This window comes from Halorubrum alkaliphilum, from assembly GCF_017873815.1.
In the GTDB taxonomy this organism is placed as follows: Archaea; Halobacteriota; Halobacteria; order Halobacteriales; family Haloferacaceae; genus Halorubrum; species Halorubrum alkaliphilum.
On the sequence record NZ_JAGGKQ010000019.1, the window covers coordinates 34,960 to 54,693 of the forward strand.

Annotated in this window: 21 protein-coding genes, 2 tRNA genes and 1 pseudogene; 12 read left to right on the plus strand and 12 right to left on the minus strand. The window is 67.0% G+C overall.

Annotated elements, in window-relative coordinates; genetic code table 11:
• The first annotated feature begins 11 nt into the window (after positions 1-11).
• The 3 genes from J2751_RS11515 to J2751_RS11525 all read left to right on the plus strand — a co-directional run bounded on the left by J2751_RS11515 (position 12) and on the right by J2751_RS11525 (position 1,393).
• Positions 12-227 (plus strand): hypothetical protein, encoded by a 216-nt coding sequence (locus J2751_RS11515; RefSeq protein ID WP_245202751.1) that lies wholly within the window; start codon positions 12-14, stop codon positions 225-227.
• A gap of 111 nt (positions 228-338) precedes the next feature.
• Entirely contained in the window at positions 339-752 is a 414-nt protein-coding gene (locus J2751_RS11520; protein WP_209486182.1) for a DUF7124 domain-containing protein, read from the plus strand.
• Between the two features lie 44 nt (positions 753-796).
• Entirely contained in the window at positions 797-1,393 is a 597-nt protein-coding gene (locus J2751_RS11525; RefSeq protein ID WP_209486183.1) for a MogA/MoaB family molybdenum cofactor biosynthesis protein, read from the plus strand.
• 25 nt (positions 1,394-1,418) lie between these two features.
• Here the strand turns inward: J2751_RS11525 and trpG are convergent, their stop codons facing one another.
• The 6 genes from trpG to J2751_RS11555 form a co-directional block, all read right to left on the minus strand.
• Positions 1,419-2,009 carry an anthranilate synthase component II gene (gene trpG, locus J2751_RS11530; RefSeq protein WP_209486184.1) on the minus strand — a complete coding sequence of 197 codons (591 nt, stop codon included), beginning with the start codon at positions 2,007-2,009 and terminating at the stop codon, positions 1,419-1,421.
• Complete coding sequence (gene trpE, locus J2751_RS11535; protein ID WP_209486185.1) at positions 2,006-3,622, minus strand: anthranilate synthase component I; 1,617 nt, start codon at positions 3,620-3,622, stop codon at positions 2,006-2,008. The genes trpG and trpE overlap by 4 nt, the downstream gene beginning before the upstream one ends.
• Entirely contained in the window at positions 3,619-4,263 is a 645-nt protein-coding gene (locus J2751_RS11540) for a phosphoribosylanthranilate isomerase (RefSeq protein ID WP_209486187.1), read from the minus strand. The genes trpE and J2751_RS11540 overlap by 4 nt, the downstream gene beginning before the upstream one ends.
• Positions 4,263-5,267 carry an anthranilate phosphoribosyltransferase gene (trpD, locus tag J2751_RS11545; protein ID WP_209486189.1) on the minus strand — a complete coding sequence of 335 codons (1,005 nt, stop codon included), beginning with the start codon at positions 5,265-5,267 and terminating at the stop codon, positions 4,263-4,265. The genes J2751_RS11540 and trpD overlap by 1 nt, the downstream gene beginning before the upstream one ends.
• Positions 5,268-5,412: 145 nt before the next feature.
• Positions 5,413-6,021: a universal stress protein gene (locus J2751_RS11550; RefSeq protein ID WP_209486191.1), complete on the minus strand. Its 609-nt coding sequence runs from the start codon at positions 6,019-6,021 to the stop codon at positions 5,413-5,415.
• A 101-nt stretch (positions 6,022-6,122) separates the two neighbouring features.
• Positions 6,123-7,406, minus strand: a complete 1,284-nt coding sequence (locus tag J2751_RS11555; protein WP_209486193.1) for a tRNA pseudouridine(54/55) synthase Pus10 — start codon at positions 7,404-7,406, stop codon at positions 6,123-6,125.
• A gap of 94 nt (positions 7,407-7,500) precedes the next feature.
• Between J2751_RS11555 and J2751_RS11560 the strand changes: the two genes are divergently transcribed.
• Positions 7,501-7,908, plus strand: a complete 408-nt coding sequence (locus J2751_RS11560) for a DUF5830 family protein (protein ID WP_394357390.1) — start codon at positions 7,501-7,503, stop codon at positions 7,906-7,908.
• 18 nt (positions 7,909-7,926) lie between these two features.
• Here J2751_RS11560 and J2751_RS11565 read toward each other — a convergent pair whose 3' ends face one another.
• The gene (locus J2751_RS11565; protein ID WP_209486197.1) at positions 7,927-9,231 is read right to left on the minus strand and encodes a DUF7115 domain-containing protein; all 1,305 of its coding nucleotides are present in this window, start codon (positions 9,229-9,231) and stop codon (positions 7,927-7,929) included.
• A 134-nt stretch (positions 9,232-9,365) separates the two neighbouring features.
• Here J2751_RS11565 and J2751_RS11570 point away from each other — a divergent pair.
• Positions 9,366-9,519: transfer RNA gene (locus J2751_RS11570), tRNA-Met, on the plus strand.
• 109 nt (positions 9,520-9,628) lie between these two features.
• Complete coding sequence (locus J2751_RS11575; RefSeq protein WP_209486198.1) at positions 9,629-10,087, plus strand: hypothetical protein; 459 nt, start codon at positions 9,629-9,631, stop codon at positions 10,085-10,087.
• A 31-nt stretch (positions 10,088-10,118) separates the two neighbouring features.
• On the opposite strand, the gene J2751_RS11580 is transcribed toward J2751_RS11575, so the two are convergent.
• Entirely contained in the window at positions 10,119-10,448 is a 330-nt protein-coding gene (locus tag J2751_RS11580; RefSeq protein WP_209486199.1) for a 4Fe-4S dicluster domain-containing protein, read from the minus strand.
• Between the two features lie 77 nt (positions 10,449-10,525).
• Entirely contained in the window at positions 10,526-12,352 is a 1,827-nt protein-coding gene (locus J2751_RS11585) for a glutamate--tRNA ligase (protein ID WP_209486200.1), read from the minus strand.
• Positions 12,353-12,830: 478 nt separating this feature from the next.
• Here J2751_RS11585 and J2751_RS11590 point away from each other — a divergent pair, with 478 nt between their 5' ends.
• On the plus strand, positions 12,831-13,058 hold the full coding sequence (locus tag J2751_RS11590) for a hypothetical protein (protein ID WP_209486201.1): 228 nt from the start codon (positions 12,831-12,833) through the stop codon (positions 13,056-13,058).
• 17 nt (positions 13,059-13,075) lie between these two features.
• Here the strand turns inward: J2751_RS11590 and surE are convergent, their stop codons facing one another.
• Positions 13,076-13,966 (minus strand): 5'/3'-nucleotidase SurE, encoded by an 891-nt coding sequence (surE, locus tag J2751_RS11595; protein WP_209486202.1) that lies wholly within the window; start codon positions 13,964-13,966, stop codon positions 13,076-13,078.
• 174 nt (positions 13,967-14,140) lie between these two features.
• On the minus strand, positions 14,141-15,202 hold the full coding sequence (gene carA / locus J2751_RS11600; RefSeq protein ID WP_209486203.1) for a glutamine-hydrolyzing carbamoyl-phosphate synthase small subunit: 1,062 nt from the start codon (positions 15,200-15,202) through the stop codon (positions 14,141-14,143).
• Between the two features lie 392 nt (positions 15,203-15,594).
• Here carA and J2751_RS11605 point away from each other — a divergent pair, with 392 nt between their 5' ends.
• The gene (locus J2751_RS11605; RefSeq protein ID WP_209486204.1) at positions 15,595-16,008 is read left to right on the plus strand and encodes an Lrp/AsnC family transcriptional regulator; all 414 of its coding nucleotides are present in this window, start codon (positions 15,595-15,597) and stop codon (positions 16,006-16,008) included.
• A gap of 138 nt (positions 16,009-16,146) precedes the next feature.
• On the opposite strand, the pseudogene udk reads toward J2751_RS11605, so the two are convergent.
• Positions 16,147-16,839, minus strand: a pseudogene (udk, locus tag J2751_RS11610) (uridine kinase); the annotation flags it as partial.
• Positions 16,840-16,999: 160 nt separating this feature from the next.
• Here udk and J2751_RS11615 point away from each other — a divergent pair.
• From J2751_RS11615 to J2751_RS11630, 4 genes are all read left to right on the plus strand, one after another.
• Positions 17,000-17,668 (plus strand): CBS domain-containing protein, encoded by a 669-nt coding sequence (locus J2751_RS11615; protein WP_209486208.1) that lies wholly within the window; start codon positions 17,000-17,002, stop codon positions 17,666-17,668.
• Between the two features lie 140 nt (positions 17,669-17,808).
• Positions 17,809-18,354: a GNAT family N-acetyltransferase gene (locus J2751_RS11620; RefSeq protein WP_209486218.1), complete on the plus strand. Its 546-nt coding sequence runs from the start codon at positions 17,809-17,811 to the stop codon at positions 18,352-18,354.
• Positions 18,355-18,413: 59 nt separating this feature from the next.
• Positions 18,414-18,487: transfer RNA gene (locus tag J2751_RS11625), tRNA-Thr, on the plus strand.
• A gap of 350 nt (positions 18,488-18,837) precedes the next feature.
• Positions 18,838-19,356, plus strand: coding sequence for a type IV pilin (locus J2751_RS11630; protein WP_209486210.1), 519 nt, complete (start codon positions 18,838-18,840; stop codon positions 19,354-19,356).
• Positions 19,357-19,734 lie beyond the last annotated feature (378 nt).

Consider the following 19,734-nt stretch of genomic DNA (forward strand, 5'->3'; position numbering starts at 1 on the left):
TATGGTGTCATATGCCAATCAGAGAACAGGGACGGCGAATGCGGCTGCGGCGTACCGGCACCATCCTGCCCGAGGCGCGGATCCGGCACTACGACGAGCTCGGCGATGACGCGCAGGCGACCGTCGCCGAACTCGCCGGGCGACCGCGGACGGCCGCGGAGGCGAGCGATCTCGAAGACGGCGACGTGGTGAAGTTCACCGACTACTACGTCGTCCGCGCCCGCTGATCATCACTCTCCTGCCGACTGCCAGGTCCCCACACTGACCGCCGACCGGGGACGACCGCGACCGACGCTCGAAACGAAGTTGTTTTCGCCCGCCGTGTGGAATTCACGCTCATGGATAGCGGTGGATCAAGCGACATGACGTTGGCGTTCGAGCTGGAGGCGCTGAAGGCGCTCGCCGATCCCAACAGCGTGTTCAACGGGGCTCGGCAGTGGACCGAATACGTCGGCGTCGTCAGCGAGAAGCCGACGTACGTCGTCACGAACTTCACCCGAAAACACCGCGTGCGTCAGGACTTCTTCTCCGGACCGCGTGGCGTCGAGGAGAGTCTAGAGAACATCAAGGGGCAGTTCGACACCGACCGGCACGTCTTCGTCGGGATCGACGACGACGACGTGGCCGTCGCGGAGGCGACCGACTGGGAGTTCCTCCACGTCGAGGACGCTGCGGAGGCCGCGGGGTGGACCCTGACCTCGCCCGACGAGGGCGAGGTCGCCGAGGAGCCGTCCCGCGACGACTGGCCCTGACTCCGATCGCCGTCGCTTTTGTGAGCCCGCCCCAACGACGACGCATGAGCGATAGTTCCAAGCATGCCGAGAGCGACCCTGCCGGCGACCACGATCACGCTGCTAAACGAGGTCACGCCGACCACGAGCATGGCGACCATCACGATCACGACGCCGATACCGTCGCGGTCGCCGTCGTCACGGTCTCCTCGTCGCGATCGCTGGAGGCGGACGCCTCGGGCGACCGGATCGTCGACGCCTTCGAGACGGCCGGCCACGAGGTCGTCGTCCGCGAACTCGTCGACGACGAGTTCGATGGGGTTCAGGGGACCGTCGACAGGCTCGTCCGCCGCGACGATACGGACGCGGTCGTGACCACCGGCGGAACCGGCGTCACTCCCGACGACGTCACGCCCGAAGCAGTCCGACCGCTCCTCGACAAGACGCTTCCCGGGTTTGGCGAACTGTTCCGCCGGCTCTCCTACGAGGAGGTCGGCACGCGAACGGTGGGATCGCGAGCGACCGCCGGCATCGCGGACGGAACCGCCGTCTTCTGTCTGCCGGGGTCGGAGAACGCGGTCCGGCTCGGCGTCGAGGACGTGATACTCCCTGAGATCGGCCATTTGGCGGGGTTGGCCTCTCGGGACGAGCCGACGGAGTGAGGTCGCGACGCCGCCGAGCCGACATTCACACGGACGCGAGGAAGTTCCGGATGACGTCGTGACCGACCGCCGTGAGCACGCTCTCCGGATGGAACTGGACGGCTTCGATCGGGTGCTCGCGGTGGCGAACGCCCATCACGATCGACTCTCCTTCGTGGTCGGTCGTCGCGGTGACATCGAGGACGTCGGGGACCTCGCGAGCGACGAGCGAGTGGTACCGGCCGGCACGGAACCCCTGTTCGAGCCCCGCGAAGACGCCCTCACCGTCGTGGTCGACGGGGAACGCCTTGCCGTGGATCGGCTCCGGCGCGTGACCGACGGTCCCGCCGTACTCGTGGACCGCTGCCTCCAACCCGAGACAGACGCCCAGCGTCGGCACGTCCGGTGAGAGGTCGCGAAGGACCGGCGCGGTCACCCCGACGTCGCGCTCGTTCTTCGGGTGACCCGGACCGGGGCTGATCATCACGGCGTCCGGCTCCTCGTCCCGGATTGTCGCCAGCGACGCGGTGTTCTTGTGGACCGCGATGTCGATCGGTTCCTCGAGCGACAGCTCGGAGACGTACTCGACGAGGTTGTAGGTGAACGAGTCGAAGTTGTCGACGACGACGACTCTCATCGCTCGACACCCCGGATCTCGGCTTCGTCGAGTTCGCCCTCGCGGATCCGGTCGATGGCGGCGAGGACACCCTCCATCTTGTGTTCGGTCTCCTCGTACTCCGCGGTCGGGTCCGAGTCGGCGACGAGCCCCGCACCCGCCCGGACGGTGAGTTCGTCCTCGTTCCGGCTTCCGACCCCCTCCTGAAGCGTCGCAGTTCGGATGACGATCGCGAAGTCGGCGTCACCGGTCCACGAGTAGTAGCCCACACCCCCGCCGTACGCCTCCCGCGGAGTCACTTCGAGGTCGTTGATGATCTCCATCGCGCGCACCTTCGGCGCGCCTGTGAGCGTTCCCGCGGGGAACGCCGCCCGCGTCGCGTCGAACGGATCCGCGTCGCCCGCCAGCGTCCCAGTCACGGTCGACTCGATGTGTTGTACGTGGCTGTACTTCAGGACGTTCATGAACTCTTCGACCCGGACCGACCCGGGCTCCGACACTCGCCGGACATCGTTGCGCGCGAGATCGACCAGCATCGTGTGTTCGGCGCGCTCCTTCCCGTCCGCGAGCATCTCCCCGGCCAGTCGGCGGTCCTCGACCGGGCTCGTCCCGCGCGGACAGGTCCCCGCGATGGGGTTCGAGACGATCCGGTCGCCCTTCACCGAGACCAGCGTCTCCGGGCTCGCACCGACGATGCTGCGGTCGTCGTGTTTCAGGACGTACATGTACGGCGAGGGGTTGACGTCGCGTAGGGCGGCGTACAGCCCTAAGGGGTCGACATCCCCGCGGAGCCGTCGACTCCGGGAGATCACGCCCTGATAGATGTCGCCGTCGAGGACGTGTCGTTTCGCCTTCCGGACCGCGTCCTCGTACTCCTCCCGCGCACCGGCTTCCTCCTCCCGGACGCGGACGCCGTCCGGATCCGGCGGGCTGGCGTTCGCAAGGGCCTCCGCGACGCGCTCGGCCTCCGCCGCGAGCGCGTCGTACGTCTCCGCGGGGTCGTCGTCGTCGCCGATGACGGGCGTGAAGACGAGTTCGACGCTCTCTTTCTTCTCGTCGAAGACGACCGTTCGCGTCGTCAACAGGAACTCCGCGTCGGGGAACTCGGTCTCGGGACGCTCGACGCCGACCTCCTCCAGCCAGAGGTCGTACACCGCCTCGTACGCGAGGAAGCCGACGAAACCGCCCGAGAGGATCTGCCGGTCCGTCTCCGGGAAGCCGCGCCGGGCCACGTCGGGGAACGCCGCGCGGATCCGGTCGACGGTGTCGCCTGCGGCGTCGACTTCCGCCGGATCATCGATGTACGCCCCACCGGGTCCGAGCCGCGTTAGTTCCGTCTCGTCCGGGCCGACCGAGACGACCGCTTCGGGGTCGTATCCGACGAACGAGTAGCGGGCGTGTTTGTCGGCCGTCCCGCCCGCCGTGAACGCGCCGTCCGGGTCGCTGGAGGCGACCTTCCGGCCGGATTCGAGCAGGAACCCGTACGGACTCTCGCCGACGAGCGTCGCGTACGCGGTCAGCGGCGTCGTATCCGGATCGATCGACGCCGCGGCTCGAACCACGACCGGCCGGTCGGCGTCCGCGGCGAGGTCGACGAACTCGGATCTCGACCGGTCGAGCCCCGTGGCCGTCATGCGAACTCCACCTCGCGGTCCGCGTTGGCGACGAACCGGGCGACCGCGTTGTGGTCCTTCCGGCCGTCGGCGAGTTCGACGCCGGAGGCGACGTCGACCGCGAACGGTTCGGCGACGCGGACCGCCTCCGCGACGTTCTCGGCGGTGAGTCCACCCGCGAGGACGACCGGCGTCGTCAGCCGGGCCGCCAGCGCACCGGTCGCTTCCCATTCGTGCGTCTCGCCCGTGCCGCCGGCGCCCGACTCGTCCGTCGAGTCGATCACGAGGGCGTCGGCGACTCCGTCGAACTCCTCGGCCCGGGCCGGGTCGTCCGCGTCGACCGCGAGCAACACCTTTCGCTCGGTCTCCGCGCGGATGTATCCGAGCTCGTCGGGGGTCCACTCACCGTGGAGCTGGATCGCGTCGGGGCCGACGGTCCGGACGAGCTCGACGGCGCGCTCGGCCGAGTCGGGCATGGTCACGAGCGTCGCGGTCACGAACGGGGGCACCTCGGCGAGCAACTCCGCCGCGGTCGCCGGATCGACCTCGCGGTGCGTGTCGACGGGAACCTCCGAGATCACGCCGACCGCGTCCGCGCCGGCGTCGATAGCCGCCTCAAGGTCGACCCCGCGCGTCAGCCCACAGATCTTCGTTCGGGCCATCAGTCGTCACCACGGAGCGCGGCGAGCTTGGTTGCGGCGTCCCCCGAGTCTATCGCTTCGGCCGCGCGCTCGACGCCCGCCGACAGCGACTCGGCCTCGCCGGCAACGTAGATAGCCGCGCCTGCGTTCGCGAGGATCAGGTCGCGTTTCGGGCCCGTCACCGAGCCGTCGACGATCCCGCGGAGGTCGGCGGCGTTTTCCTCAGGAGTACCACCTGCGACCGCCTCGATCGGTGCGGCGTCGAGCCCGAGATCGTCGGGGGCGATCGTGAACTCCCTGACTTCGTCGCCGTCGACCTCGGCGGCGACGGTCTCGTCGTGGAGCGCGATCTCGTCCATCCCGCTGCCGTGGACGACGAGCGCCCGCTCGACCGGCATGTGCGCGACCGCCCGGGCGATCGGCGCGACGAGGTCGGGGTGGTACACCCCGAGCAGCTGTGCGTCGGCTCCGGCGGGGTTCGTCAGGGGGCCGAGCACGTTGAACACCGTCCGCATCCCGAGCTCTTTGCGCGGGCCGATGACTGCCTTCATCGCGGGATGGAACACGGGCGCGAGCATGAAGCCGATCCCGTCGGCCTCGATGGCGGCCTCGACCGCCTCGGGCTCGGCCTCGACGTCGACGCCCGCGACCTCCAACACATCGGCGCTGCCCGACGAGGAGGAGACCGAGTAGTTGCCGTGCTTGGCGATCGGGACTCCGGCACCTGCGGCGACGATCGCGGCGGTCGTCGAGACGTTGATCGTGTCGTAGTCGTCGCCGCCGGTGCCGCAAGTGTCGACGAGTGGCTCCCGATCCGGGTCGATGGTTCGGGCGGCGTCGCGCATCCCCTGCGCGAACCCGGCGATCTCGGCTTCGGTCTCGCCTTTCGCGCGCAGCGCGGCGAGCAGCGCGCCGATCTGCGCCTCGGTCATCTCCTCAAAGACGAGCCGTGCCGTCTCACGAGCCTCCTCGACCGTCAGCTCCTCCCCGTTCGTGACGCGTTCGACCGTGTTCTGGATATCCATAGTGTCCACCAATGTATGAGTCCGTCTTGTGATGTACAAGTATGTACACTAATTTAACGTTGTCGGGGCGAAGTCGATACGCGCCGAGACGACCCGATCGAAAGTCGGGACACAACGGCGGAGACACGACGCTGACGCGGCCCGGTTATAAGAGCGGAGTCGGCTCGTCGGACTCGACGACGACGACGGGCACCGCCGCGTCGTCGACGACGGCGTCGGTCGTACAGCCGAACACGAACCGCCCGACGGTTCCGGTCGTCGTCGCGCCGACGACGACGAGGTCGTAGTACGCCGACTGCTCGGCGATCGCCGCCGCCGCCGACTCACCCTCGACGAGAAACCGATCGGCGCGCTCGAACTCGGCGACTCGCTCCCGTGCCGCCGTTAAAAGGGCTTGGCCGTCGGGAGGCGGGTTCGTCGCATCCGTCGCCGACTCGCCGGGCGTCACGTGGAACAGTTCGAGCCACGCGTCGGTCGCCTCCGCGAGCCGCTTCGCGACATCGACGGTGGCTCCGGAATGTGGACCGGCCCCCACCGCGACGAGGATCGAGGCGACCCGATTCGGACGTTCGACGCGGTCTTCGTTTTTAAGTGTCGCTCGACGCACGGTCGGCGTTTCCGCGGCCGCTCCGTGAACGACCGTGTCCAGCGACGCCGTGTCCACGACCGAGGGGTGGCCGGTGGTTCCCCCCGTGCCCGCCTCTTCAACGGTCGGTTCGCCGCCGCCCCCGTCGTCGGCGTCGCTCCCGTACATACCTATGCGTCAGACAGACGCATGATAAATCCTGTTGGTTTCCGGTAGTCGCCCGCCTGTCTCGCCGATCTGTTTATAAATACCCGCGTGAGCGCGCCCCGTCAGTCCCGGAAGAACTCCTCTCGCTCGAACGGTTCCGCTTCGCCTTCTACGGCGAGTACGTCGAGCGCGGTTACTTCCGCGCCGACGCCGAGGAGTCCGGCGAGGCTCGGCTCGGTCCGGCCCTCGTCGCTGGAGACGAGCTCTTTTATATACAGTCCGCCCGCGCCGTGGATCTCGACGGTCGCGTGGCGTGCGTCGACGAGTTCTGCCGACGCCTCGTACACGTCGCGCTCGCGAGTCAGGCTCGCTCGGCGATGGTCCACGCGGTTCGGGGTGTACTGCTCCACGGTCGCACCCTCGAGTTCGGCGATCGCCTCCGCGAGCGCCTCGGCCGTCACGTCGGCGTCGAACGTGACCTCCGCGCGATACCGTTTCGACGCTTCAAGCTCCTTCACTCGTGCGACCATATCGTACGTCGCTAGCCGGAGCCCCTCGACTTCGACCGCGCCGTCGGCGAACGCGTTGATGTCGGCCTGTAGTCGCTCGACGTCGGCCCGGCGACGACGCGGTTCCGCGACCTCAACCACGAACGGTCGGCCGGTTCCAAGCATTCGGGCGTCGACGTCCTCACGACCCGCACCGTGGAACGTCGCCTCCGTGCCGTCGAGCACGTCCTCGATAACGGGTGCGGTGAACTCCTCGACACTGTCGTCGTAGAGATAGCCCGACCCACCACAGTGGTCACACGGCTCGTGTCCTGCCTTTCCCGAGCCGTGACACTCCCGGCAGGGCCACTCGGTCTGTGGGATGTCGCGTTCGAGTTTGCGGTAGCGACCGTACACGAACGTGGAGTTCACCTTCACGTCCAAATCGTCGTCCGCGAGGTCGATCGTGAACTGTACGTCGGGGCGGTCGAAGGAGACCTCCGCGCCGGTCAGCCGACCGAACCGCTTGCCGACTTCCCGGTTGAACTCGGATTTGAACGGCTCGCCCGCGTCGGACTCCAGACCGGCCTCCTCACGCAGCAGCGACTCGTTCTCCTCGACGAGCGGCGGAGGGCGCGTCCCGACGTTGTACGTCGCGAACTCCACGTCAGTAACCGTCTCGGCCGCGCGCTCGGCCCACTCGTCGAACGCGTCACAGTAGCCGTCACACACCCAGCAGTCGGCCGTCTCGACGGGCTCGTGGTCCGCGTCGTCCCGAAGCGAGAGCGACACTCGTAGGGATGAGCCACGTTCGGCGTTCGACAGTCCGAAGCTCCGATCGGCGACGAGACGGCCGAGACACGCGTCACACACCGGTCCGGTCGCGGTCGCGCGGTCGGCGACCTCCAGTACGTCCATATCAGTTCAACTCGACCGGACGGTAATTGTCTTCCCCTCTCGCGCGGCGAGCCGTGACTGTCAGGCGAGATGTCGCTGACCACCCGTCCGACTTATGTCCGGCGCGTCCGTCCATCCGTGCGTGAGTGGGCCGGCAAGCAGAGCGGAGAAGCGGGAGCTCGGGGTCGAGCTGTTGGCGAACCTCGAACACGAGGAGTTGTCGCTTGCGGCCGCGATCGACCGGATCGAGACGGTCACGACGAGCCCCTCGCTCACGCGTGAGATCCTCGATACCGCCGAGAAACGCGGCGTCATCGAGCGCGAGAACGCCCGCTTACGAGTACAACGCAGCGGCACCTACGTGAACTACGACAGCCAAGTGGTGACTCGCGACGGAGAGTTCGAGTGTAAACGGTGCGGCGCGTCGGTCACAACCGGCCATTTCGTCCGCCTCGACGCGGGCGAACTCGGTCCGTTCGGCTCCTCGTGTGTCAGGAAAGTCACGGGACGCGAGAGCGACTGATGCCGGCTGGCCGACTTCTCAACGACCGCGCCGGAGTTCTTCGATCAGTCGCTCGATGAGTTCCGACTGCCTCTCGAGGCGTTCGGACTGTGCTTCAACGGCGGCTCGAAGCGACGCAACCTCGGCGGCGAGGTCGTCGTCCTCGACGCCAGCGCTCTCGAAGGGGGACTCCTCGAACGCGTCCGGCTCGGCGGACTCCGCGGGCGCGTCGACTTCGGCTTCCGCCCTCGTATCGGCGTGGTCAGTTCCGGTTGTCCCGGGAGTTGAACCAACCGGCGGTTCCGCCCCGGATCCGGCCGCTTCTCCGGGTTGTGATTCCGGCTCAGACGTTGGCTCCGCTTCGGCGGCCGTCTCGGCTTCGGTAGTCTCATCGACTCCGAAGTCGTCTGCGAGCGGGTCCGAATCAGTCGAGTTCCCGCGTGCTGCCCCGTTTTCCGTTGCCGCGGAGGCTACAGGCTCGTCCGACGCGGTAGAATCGGTTACCCCGGTGTCATCGACAACTCGACCGCTCTCGACCGTCTCAGTTCCGTCCGCACCGTCAAGCGTCGGCTCCGCTCCGAGTTCGGAGTCCGGTTCCGCGTCTGCTTCTGCGTCCGCGGCCGGCGAGGCCGATAGCGGATCCGGCCCCGCTCCGAAATCAGTCGTTCCGCCTTCCTCGGTGGTCTCGCTTCCGGCGTCCTCATCTGCGGCCGCGGTCACGCGGAACTCCTCCAGACTGTCGACATCGTGGAACGCGCATACCGCGTCGACGAGGGTCTCACGGACCGCGCGGGCGGACTCGTTCGGGGCCTTGAACCGCTCGGAGCGGCCGTCATGTGTGAGTACGACCGCGGTCGCGACGGTCCCCTCCTCGAAGTCGAGATCGGTCAGGTTCGCGTACGGGAACTCCTCGAATTCCTCGTCCCACACTGCCGATCCGACGTGTTTCACGAGCCGGCGGTCGGTGACGACGAGGGTGAGTTCGGAGAAGCGGAACGTTCGTCTGACGGACTCACCCGGCTCCGTGACGCCCGTGGCGGACAGCACGCCCGCGAGGATCGGGTGGAGTACGTCGTCGACGCGTTTGGTCGGCAGCGAGAGCGTCTCGTCGCCGTCGAGACCGTAGCGGAGGACGATCTTCGACTTGCGTCGGCCCGTCGAGACGTCGATTCGCTCCGCGTCGTGGCCGTACTCCTCGACCGACTCGTCGGAGAGCAGGCCATCGGCCCGATACACGAGCGTTCGCGTCGGCGTGACCGCGAGGAGGTCGTCTCCCCCGAGCGGGACCCGTGCGACGACATCCTCGTCGCCGACGGTTCCCGACAGGAGTTCGGGAAGGCTCATACGTCGAACGTCCGAGTCGTTCGGCATAAATCCGCGGGGTCCCGTTCTCGCCATTGGATCCGAGTATGCGAGTCCATCCCATTCGGACCTCGGATGGGAAGGTTAAAGGGCGTCATCGCGGTACGGAGAGGTGAGGCCGGGTGGCTTAGCTGGACATAGCGCCGCACTCATAGGGTTCGGAGATTCGGTGCGGTGACGCCTTGGAAGCGTCCGCGTCCTTCCCGTGGCTCCGCCGAGCCTCGGACCTGGGACATGCGGAGATCGTGGGTTCGGAGCCCACCCCGGCCATACCTCGTTTCGACACGTCGAGCGTCGCCGCCGACCGGCCCCTTCAACTACGGAACTCCTCCACGTCGTTCCAACGGAAGGCAAATACGCGTCGAGACGAAGCATGAGTATGAACGATCCCTCTCGACGACGAGTTCTCGGTGCTGCGGCGACCGGAACCGCGCTCTCACTGGCCGGATGTAGCGCTCTCGATGACGACGCTCCCCTCGACACCGACGGAGCCGGGGGGACTGCGACGGTCGCGGTCGACATCGACGAGCGCATGGCCGAGCGCGAAGCGGAGATCCAACAGCAGTTACAGGACGAAGAGATCAGTCAGGAGGAGGCGCAAGCCGAGTTTCAGGCCGCCCAAATCGAGGCACTGGAGGACGCGGTCGAGGCGGTCGAGTCGTACGCGGCCGATATCGACGGGCTCAGCGTGACCGAAACCAGCACCCAAGCCGGCGCGCTGCTCGTCGACGGCGATCCCGCCGCGATGATCGAGGCCCTCGACAACGACGACATCGGAGCGCTCGTGTCCGCGGCACAGTTCGAACAGTTCCAAGAACAGCCCGCCGAGAGCGAGTAGGCCGAAGGGCTCTTTCGAAGGAGGGTCAGTCTCAGATCCGATTCTCCCTGCCGGGGTCGACGTCGATGGCGTCGACCGGACAGACGTCGACACAGAGCATACAGTCGATACACTGCTCTTCGTCGGTCGGGTTCGCCTTGATCTCGGACTCGCCGTGACCCGGCGTGTCGACCCACTCGAACACGTCGACCGGACAGTCCTCCAGACACGCGCCGTCGGCCAGACAGATGTCGAAGTCGACGGCAACGTGGGTGCCGCGGATCCCGAGCGTTTCGGGCGGATCGACCGGCCCCCACACGGCGACGTCGTCCTCCTCGCCGACCTGCTCGCGGTTCCGCTCGAAGTTCGGATCGATGCCCATCTTACACGTCGTTTCGCCCGTCGATATTTAAACACCGCGACGGGGAGACGACGTGGAGGTGATTCCCTCCCGCCCGGCTAGGGATGTGCGTAGTACGCGACCAACTCCTCCTCACCCGTCGGCCCGTCAGGCTCGTCGGTCGATGTCGGATCGAACGCGTCGAGTCTGGCGAAGCCGACCCGCTCGAACTGGACGACCGTGTCCGTCCCGGCGTCGACGATCGCGGGCTCGGCGTGTCCACGGACGTCGCCGGCGACGGTTCTGAGCAGCGTTTCGAGCGACTCCGCGGCCGATACCCAGTGGACCACGTCGACGTCGCCCTCGCGGACCACGTCGATGTCGGCGTCGACGTAGGCTAACGTCCCCGCGTCGGTCGAATCGCCGGTCGTGTCGCTCCCGTCATCCGCGTCTCCCTCGGGCTCGTACCGGACGCAGCCGTACCCCTTCAGCCAGACGCGCTCGCCCGCCGGCGGGAGGTCCGACGATTCGACGAGCACTCGGCCCGCCGGCACCGTTCGGTCGCCCCGATCGGGGAAGTCGGGGTGTACCGCCGGATGACCCGCTTTCGGTGCGGGTGCGCCGTCGGCGTCCGTGATCGGCAACTCGACGGCCGGGTCGTCCGCGCGGTCGCGGACGAGGAAGTAGCGGTCAGCTTCGTCGTCGACGAGGTCGCGGTTGTTGGCGTACACCGACGACATCGCGAGGTCGACGTCGGAGGTCGACATCCCGAGACTCGTCATCGATTCGACGAGGGCTTCACCGCGGATCCCGCGACGACGGACCGACGCGATGGTCGGCGCGCGCGGGTCGTCCCAGCCGGTGAGTTCGCCGTCCTCGATCAGGGCCTTGATCGTCGACGTCGAGAGGTCGATGTCGTACTCGTCGAGCTGGACGTGGCCCCAGTGGAGCACCTCGGGATACTCCCAGTCGAAGTAGTCGTAGACGAACCGCTGGCGCTTCGCGGAGTCCTGGAGGTCGATTCCACGGATGATGTGTGTGACGCCCGTGAGGTGGTCGTCGATACCCGACTGGAAATCCAGCATGGGCCAGCAGCGGTACTCCGCGGCTTCCTCCCGGGGATGGGGCGTGTCGATCATCCGGAAGGCGACCCAGTCGCGGAGCGCGGGGTTCTTGTGTTCGATGTCGGTCCGGACGCGCAGCACCATTTCTCCCGCGTCGTACTCGCCCGCGATCATGTCGCCGAACTCGTCGTGAACCGTCCCCGGGTCCTTGTCGCGGTTCGGCGAGGGCTCGCCGGCGTTCTTCAGCTCGGAGAACTCCTCGGCCGGAAGGTCACAGGTGTACGCGCCGCCCAGATCGATGAGTTCGCGGGCGTGTTCGTAGTAGGTTTCGAGCCGGTCGGACGCCTTTAGCACGCGGTCGGCTTCGAACCCAAGATACTCGATGTCACCGAGGATCGCGTCGTACGCGTCGAGGTCGGGACGTTTCGTCTCCGGGTCCGTGTCGTCGAACCGGCAGACGAACTCGCCGTCGTAGCGCTCCTTGTACGTCCCGATGACCGCGGGCATGCGGGCGTGACCCATGTGCCACGGGCCGTTCGGGTTCGGGGCGGCACGCATCACGACCTCGCCGGGCTCGGCGTTCGGGAGGTCCGGGAGGACGTGGTCGTCGCCCTCGTCGTCGGCGTCGAGCTCGGCGAGCAGCTCCGGCGCGAGCGTCTCCAGTCGGTCGCGACGCTTCGTCTCGTCCATCCCGGCGACCCGGTTCACGACCGGGGCGAGAACGCCCGGGATCTCGTCGCCGTGGGGGCGGAACTCGGGGTTCTCACCCATCAACGGTCCCATGATGGCACCCACGTCCGGATCGCTGCCGTGTTTGAGCGCGTTGAACAGCGCGGCCGTCTCACCCGCGTTCTCGACCTGCTCGCGGAGTTCGTCGTCCATACCGTGGACTTGTCGGGGTCGAGTAAAAAACGCCGCGAAACGGCCGGTCCGGCAGCATCCGACGGTAGCGTCCCCGAGAACCGGGGTCGTGTCGCCTCGGACTCCGGACGCCGACGAGAAACCGGACGACGCCTCCGGCGCGGAACGGAGGCGATCCCGCGCGGACGCGCCGCCGTCGGCCCCGATCGGCTCCGTGGTAGCCGTGTCGGGGTCCGCGGGTAGGGGCATCGTACGATTCGTCGGGGACGGACGTAAACTACCGAGACCGTTCACGGCGATAATCGGTCACTACCGGCGTGAACGGTCGTAAGGGTTATATTACCTAACCACAAGTTGATTCGGCTACACGCCGCTCCTTCGGCTCGGTCCACGGGGTTGATAGCCCGCCGACTCGTCGATCGAGTATGTGGACACGATGCTCGAATGCGGTCGGCCGCCGGTGGAGAAGCGCGACTGCCCACTGGTGGAGGGGTGTCGGATGGTAGAGCCGATGACGCGGGAGGAGCGCGACTCCGGGAACCGCAAGATCAAGGTCGGCTTCCTCCTGATCGTGACGGTCTCGCCCCCGATGATGGCGCTTCTCGGCGACCCGACCCTCCCGCAGGTCGCGGCGGCCGCGGGCGGTGGATTCCTCCTCGGCTTGGCGTTCGTGTGGTATCTCGGCCGACTCGCCTCGGAGTTCACGGGCGGGTCCCGGCGGCCGTAGCGGCGACGATCGGGAGGCTATCGCGGCTCTTCCGGGTTGATCCGCTCTCCGACGCCGACGCCGACGTCGACGACGGAGCCGACGCGGTCGCCGCCGATAGCTCGCGACGACGACAGCGGCGAGACGCTGATCTCGCCCTCGACCGTCGCGAGGCGGTCGGATCCAGAATCGTCGTCGATGTCGCCCCGGAGGAACTCCCGCCAGAACCGGTCGCGGAGTTCCATCCCCATCTCGCCGCGCCGTTCGTCGAAGGACGCGGCGGCCGACTCCTCCTCGTCCGCGTGTGACCGGTCCACGGAGCCGGGATGGAACTCGATCACGTCGAACCCGCGAGCCGGTTCCGTCAGCCGATAGGTGGGGTCGGCCGCGTTCTCGTCGTCCGCGGCGGGGACGTTCACGTTCAACACGTCCGCACCGAGGGGGAGCTGACCGTCCTCGACGAGGTCGAGCAGCGCGAGCGTTGCCCGCTCCGCGACCGCGAAGTCGTCGTGGCTCACGGTCGGCGGAATCGGGAGGTTTCCGCGGTCGTACATCGACACCGCGATTGCGGGCGTCCCGAGGAACGCGGCCTCCATCGCCGCGCCGACCGTCCCGGACTGTCCCAGTATGTGTGCGCCGATGTTCGGCCCGTGGTTACAGCCGGAGACGACGAGGTCGGGATCGAGGTCGAGCGCGACGTCCGCGACGGCGACGCAGTCGGCCGGGGTCCCCTCGACGGCGTAGCCGAGGTCGGCCTCCGCGTACTCGACGGTGGTGTCCCACCACGAGCGCGCGCCGCCGACGCCCGACTGATTCGTCGCCGGCGCGACGACGGTCACGTCGTAGCTCCGGGAGAGCGCGTCGTACAGCGCGCGGATCCCCGCGGCATCGATCCCGTCGTCGTTGGTGAGGAGGAGGTCGGGACTCATGCGGCTACCTGTGTCGTCACGGGTGAAAACGTCGCCGAAAAACGTCGCGAATCGCTCGGTGTTGGCGGGGGGAAGCGTTCGGGCGTCGGTGGAGGACTGGTACTCCAACGGTCAGCGGTCGGGATGGGGACCGACGGGCGCCGAGGGGTACGGCGACGGGATGGTGTCGGGCGGTCAGTCGGCCGCGACGCGGCGGGTGGTGTCGGCCATCGCCAGCACTTCGTCGAAGAAGCCGAGCGAGTCGTGCGGACCGGGGTTCGCCTCGGGATGGTACTGTCGGGTGATGACGTCGAGGTCCTCGCTGTCGAGCCCCTCGACGGTGTCGTCGTTGACGTTCACCTGCGTCACCTCCAGCGGGCCGGTGTCGTCGACAGTGTAGCCGTGGTTCTGGGTCGTCATCACAACCTTCTCGGTCCGGAGGTCCCGGACCGGCTGGTTGACGCCGCGGTGGCCGAACGCCATCTTCTCGGTCGAACCGCCGAGCGCACTGGTGATGACCTGCTGGCCCAGACAGATGCCGGCCATTGGCGTCTCTCCCGCGAACGCGTCGACGACCTCCTGAGCCGCGACGAAGTTCTCCGGGTCGCCGGGGCCGTTCGAGACGAACAACACGTCGGGGTCGATCCCGGCCACCTGCTCGGGCGTCGCGTCGTACGGGAGGACGTGAACGTCCGCGCCCCGCTCGGTTAGCGAGGAAATGATCGATCCCTTCGCGCCGCAGTCGATCATCGCGACCGTCGCCTCCCCGCCGCCCTCGTGGACGGTCGGTTCCGTCACCGAGACGCCAGCGCCGATGTCGGTGTGTGCGCTCATCGGCTCACACGCCTCCATCTCCGCGATCGCGTCCTCGGGCGTCGCGTCCGGCCCGGCGGCGATCCCGCAGGCCATCGCGCCCTCCTCGCGGACGGTCGTGACGATCTCGCGGGTGTCGACGTGGTCAACCGCCGGAACGTCCTCGCTTTCGAGCCACTCCGCCACGTCGTCGGTCAGCTCGCGGGCGATCGCGGCGCGCGGCTGGACGTCGTCGGACTCGAATCGTTCCGCTCGGACGCCGTAGTTCCCGATCAAGGGGTACGAGAACGTGAGCACTTGCTCGGCGTAGGAGGGGTCGGTGAGCGACTCCTCGTAGCCGGTGTACGCGGTCGTGAACACCAGTTCACCACGTGTACGCCCCGGCGCACGGGCGCGCGCTTCGAGCACGCGTCCGTCGGCCAGCGCGATGTAGGCGTCCGACATTACGAGATACGTATGGATGGACCGTAATAAGTGCGTCGTTCGTAGGTTCGTTACGAAATTCGTAACTCGCGTGGCGAGTGTGGCTCGATCACGGTCACCCACCGCTACACGTGGCCCACCGGGGTGGGGACCGAGCACGTGATCGGTCCTCTCCCCCGCCCGATCGTCGTCGCCCCCGGCCGAGTGATTCGAGCGGAGCGGATCCAGCGGAGCGGATCCAGCGGAGCGGATCCAGCGGAGCGGGCACACGCCGACTCGTGGCCGGGGCACGGACGAACGGCAAGCGTACCACTGTCTGCGAAGATCGCAGTATTAGACGGGGGTCGTTGTGGAGTTCGAAGTCGTGTTACGATCTTCGTAAACGGTAAGTCGCCGCGAGCGGATCTCGTGATATGGACGACCTCGACCGGCGGATCCTCTCGATCCTGCGACGGGACGCGCGAACCCCCTACACCGAGATCGCGGACCGCGTCGGTACCTCGGAGGGGACGGTTCGCAACCGCGTCGACCGGATGACCGAGGAGGGCGTCATCGAGCGGTTCACAGTAACTACCCGGACCGGGAACGTGAAGGCGATGATCGAGATCTCAGTGGAGATGAACGTCAACACCGCCGCCGTCGGCGAGCGAATGGTGGAGTGGGAGGAGGTCGATTTCGTCTGGCAGGTCTCCGGCGAGGACGACATCGTGCTGGTCGTCGACGCGGTCGACACCCGCGCGGTGAACGAACTCATCACACAGGCGCGGGAGCTCGACGAGGTCAAGTCCACGAAAACTCGACTGATCCTAGACGAGCGACTCGGCTGATCCGGATGTCGTCTCCCGAGTCGCTACCCGGTCACTCGCCGGCTCGCGAGCGCTACCCGGTTACTCGCCGGTCCCCGCGTCGCCTCCTGTTGCCGGGTCGCCTCCCGCTGCCGGGTCGCCTCCCGCTGCCGGGTCGGAATCGACGTCGACGTCGAGCGAGCGTTTCTCGGCCAACTCGCGTTCGAGGCTCCCACGCTCCCAGTTGCGGAGCGCGTCCCCCTCGACCTCCGCGTGGAGCTTCTCCTCGATGAGATCGATCGCGACGCTGTTCGCTCCCTCGGGGATTATCAGGTCGGCGTGGCTCTTCGACGGCTCGATGAACCGCTCGTGCATCGGCTTTACCGTCGAGAGGTACTGATCGATGACCCCCTCCAGGTCGCGGCCGCGGTCGAGCACGTCCCGCCGGATACGCCGGAGGATCCGGACATCGGCATCCGTCTCGACGTAGAGCCGGAGGTCCATCATCGAGTTGATCCCCTCGTCGTGGAGCGCGAGGATCCCTTCCAGCACGATCACGTCCGTGGGCTCGACCGTGACGCGCTCCTCGCTTCGGTTGTGGACCTCGAAGTCGTACGTCGGCATCTCGATCGACTGGCCCTCCAACAGCGCTTCGAGGTGCTCCCGGAGGAGGTCCCACTCGAACGCCGAGGGATGGTCGTAGTTGATCTCGCGGCGCTCCTCGATGGAGAGCTCCGAACGGTCCTCGTAGTAGTTGTCGAGCGGGATCCGGGTCACGTCGTCGCCGAGGTTCCGGGTGACGAGCCGGGAGACGGTCGTCTTCCCCGCCCCGGTCCCCCCTGCGATCCCGATCACGAACGAGGGAATGGTCATGTCCGCGTTCCGACGCCGGACCGCTTCAACCCTCCCCTTCGGTGGCGAGGAGACGACTGGCGGCTCCGAACGTCTGCGGGTCCGAACCCCGAGATATGGCCGCACACGTCATAACGGTACCGGGGGCACCTTTTAGCCGCTCGCCGTGGATCAACCGATCATGCGCACAGATACCACGGTTCGTGACGTGATGCATCGCGAGTTCCTCGGCGTCAGCGAGTCTGATCCCTTGGCGGACGCGGCCGCGCTGTTGGTCGAAGAGGGGACGGACTGTTCCGTCGTCCTCCGGGGCGGCGAGGCGGTCGGCCGGCTGGCCGCCCGGGACGCGCTCGGGGGCGTGCTCGACGGCGTGGCGGGAACCGACGCGGGAACCGATGACGCGGGCGAGACGAACGGCGGCGTGACCACCGTCGGGGACGTGATGCGGCCCCCGCTCCCGACGGTCGCGCCGGACGACGCGCTGGTGGGTGTCGACGAACTGCTCGTCGCCGAGGGCGTGAGTCGGGTGGTCGTCGCCGACGACGGTGAGGCCGTCGGCGTCGTCACCGCCCAGGACTCGCTGGCGGCGGGCACGACGCGTCCCGCGGGAGCGGGGTCGTCTGCCGGAGAACCGGGCGTTGCCGGCGACGGCGCGGAGCGGACGCCGGGAGACGCATCGCCGACCGGGGCTCAGGACGCCGCCCGCGGGTCGGACCGGGCCCGAACCGCGTCGTCGACCGACGCGTCCGGAGCGTCGACGCAAGGGGTCTGTGAAGTCTGTGGCGCGCTCGCTCCCGAGCTCGCGAACGCGAACGGGCAGGCGGTCTGTCCGAACTGTCGCGAGGTCTGAGTCGCTCGCGTCCGGCGGGCGATCCGCAGCCCGGTGGCCCGAAACGCGGGGGCGACGCCGACGCCGACATCCTCAACACCGTCGGGGGCGAACCGGCGTCCGTGTCACGAGTCGAGGACCCGCGGGTCGACGCCGCCACGATGGACGACCTCGACGCGGTCGCGGAGCTGTGGGTCGACCTCGCCCGCGGACAGCAGCGGCACGGGTCCACGTTGCTCGCGGGGGCGAACCGGGAGGCGGCTCGCGAGTGGGTCGCCCGCGGTATCGTCACCGGCGAACTGTTGGTCGCTCGTCCGGACCGCGATGCCGATCCTGACGGCGACGACCTCGAACTCCTCGGGTTCGTCGGCTTCTCGCTCGAACGTGGCGGGTACGAGCGCGACCACACGCGCGGCACCGTCAGCAACCTCTACGTCCGACCGGAGCGACGCGGCGAGGGGATCGGAGCCGCATTGCTGGCGGCGGCCGAGGCGGCGCTCGCGGACGCCGGGGCCGAGGCGGTCGCCTTGGAGGCACTCGTCGACAACGAGCGCGCGCGAGCGTTCTACACCGACCACGGATACGAGCCTACCCGCATCGAGTTCGGGAAACCCCTCGGTGACGGGACGGAAGAAGGTGGACCGGAAAAAAACGGGACGGAGAAAGACGAGACGAAGCGAGACGGGACCGAGAACCGGGGCGGGTGACCCGGAGGGCTCGCCGAAAGCGACACGCACTCATACGAGGACCGAGTACGCCCGCCTGCGCCAGGGGAGCATGGGCGGTTCATGCACTCGACTTGTAATCGAGACTTCCGGGGTTCAAATCCCTGCCCTGGCTTGATCTCCACGGCCGACTTCACCGGCGTCAGTGGCTAAATACCTCTCTTCGGAGTACCCGCCGGTCATCCGCGAGTTCGCTCCTCGAACGGGTTGCGTACGGTCGGTCGATGAGAACGTCGAGAACGTCCGTAGGCATACGACTCCTCGCAGAAAACGGAAACAGACCGATGAACTGCGCGTCGCGTCACGCAGAGCTCGGAGACGACGAGTTAGTATTCTTATAACTGAAAATCGGACCAGCAAGTACATAAGGAGGATCCGCCTCCGTTCAGATAGCCAGTATTCCGGCGGGCTCGTCTTGAACGCTGATGTCAAGGTGATGCTCGTCGGACGCAGCTGGGTGTAATCATGGAAACAGGAAACCTGTTCAACACGGACGAGAGGGCCGTCAGTCCAGTCATAGGGGTCATACTAATGGTCGCGATCACGGTGATCCTCGCGGCCGTCATCGGGACGTTCGTCCTCGGACTGGGCGACAGTCTCGGGGATAACCAGCCGACCGCACAACTATCGATCTCGGGTGAGGAAAGCACCGATGAGGACGTGGCGGGAACGATAACCATCGAACACACTGGCGGTGATACGATCGACGCCGAGAACATCGATATCGTGATTCGTAGCGGAAGTGACACGACCGACCGGGACCAGCTTAGCGAAGTCATTGACGAGAACGACGACGCTCGGATCAGCGTTGGCGACTCGGTTTCGGTTGAATTAGCAGATACTGATACTGCTGATGATCAGACTATTATTGACGGCGTGCGCCTGATCCACACGCCTTCGCAGTCGATCATTGCCGACCAGACGATCGATGACATCACGGAGGTCGATGGCAGCGATGGAGCTGCCTTCGCCGACTCAGAATAGTCCATCGTAGGATCGCCGACACTGTTGTTTCTTTTTATCGCACGATAATCACCGTTAATACGCGATATACCGCTCTTAGGACACGCCCAGTATCAAGCCAGCACTGTGATCTCCCCGTATCGTACTACGATCTTCAGGGTACGCCCCGAACACGACCCGACACACTCCCGGAAGCTCGATACCAGTTTTTAACATCCGCTTCTAACCGCTATGAGGCGTTGTGACAGCCGATAAACCCTCACTGAAGGCGCTAATGAAAGCCTGCTTGTTTGTTACTCAAATCGTACGTGTTTAGCCCGAGCTGATTTCGTCACTGTCTCGTAGATAGAGACACGCGGGGGACACATGGTCCGTCAGCAGGAATCGGGAATGCCTTCT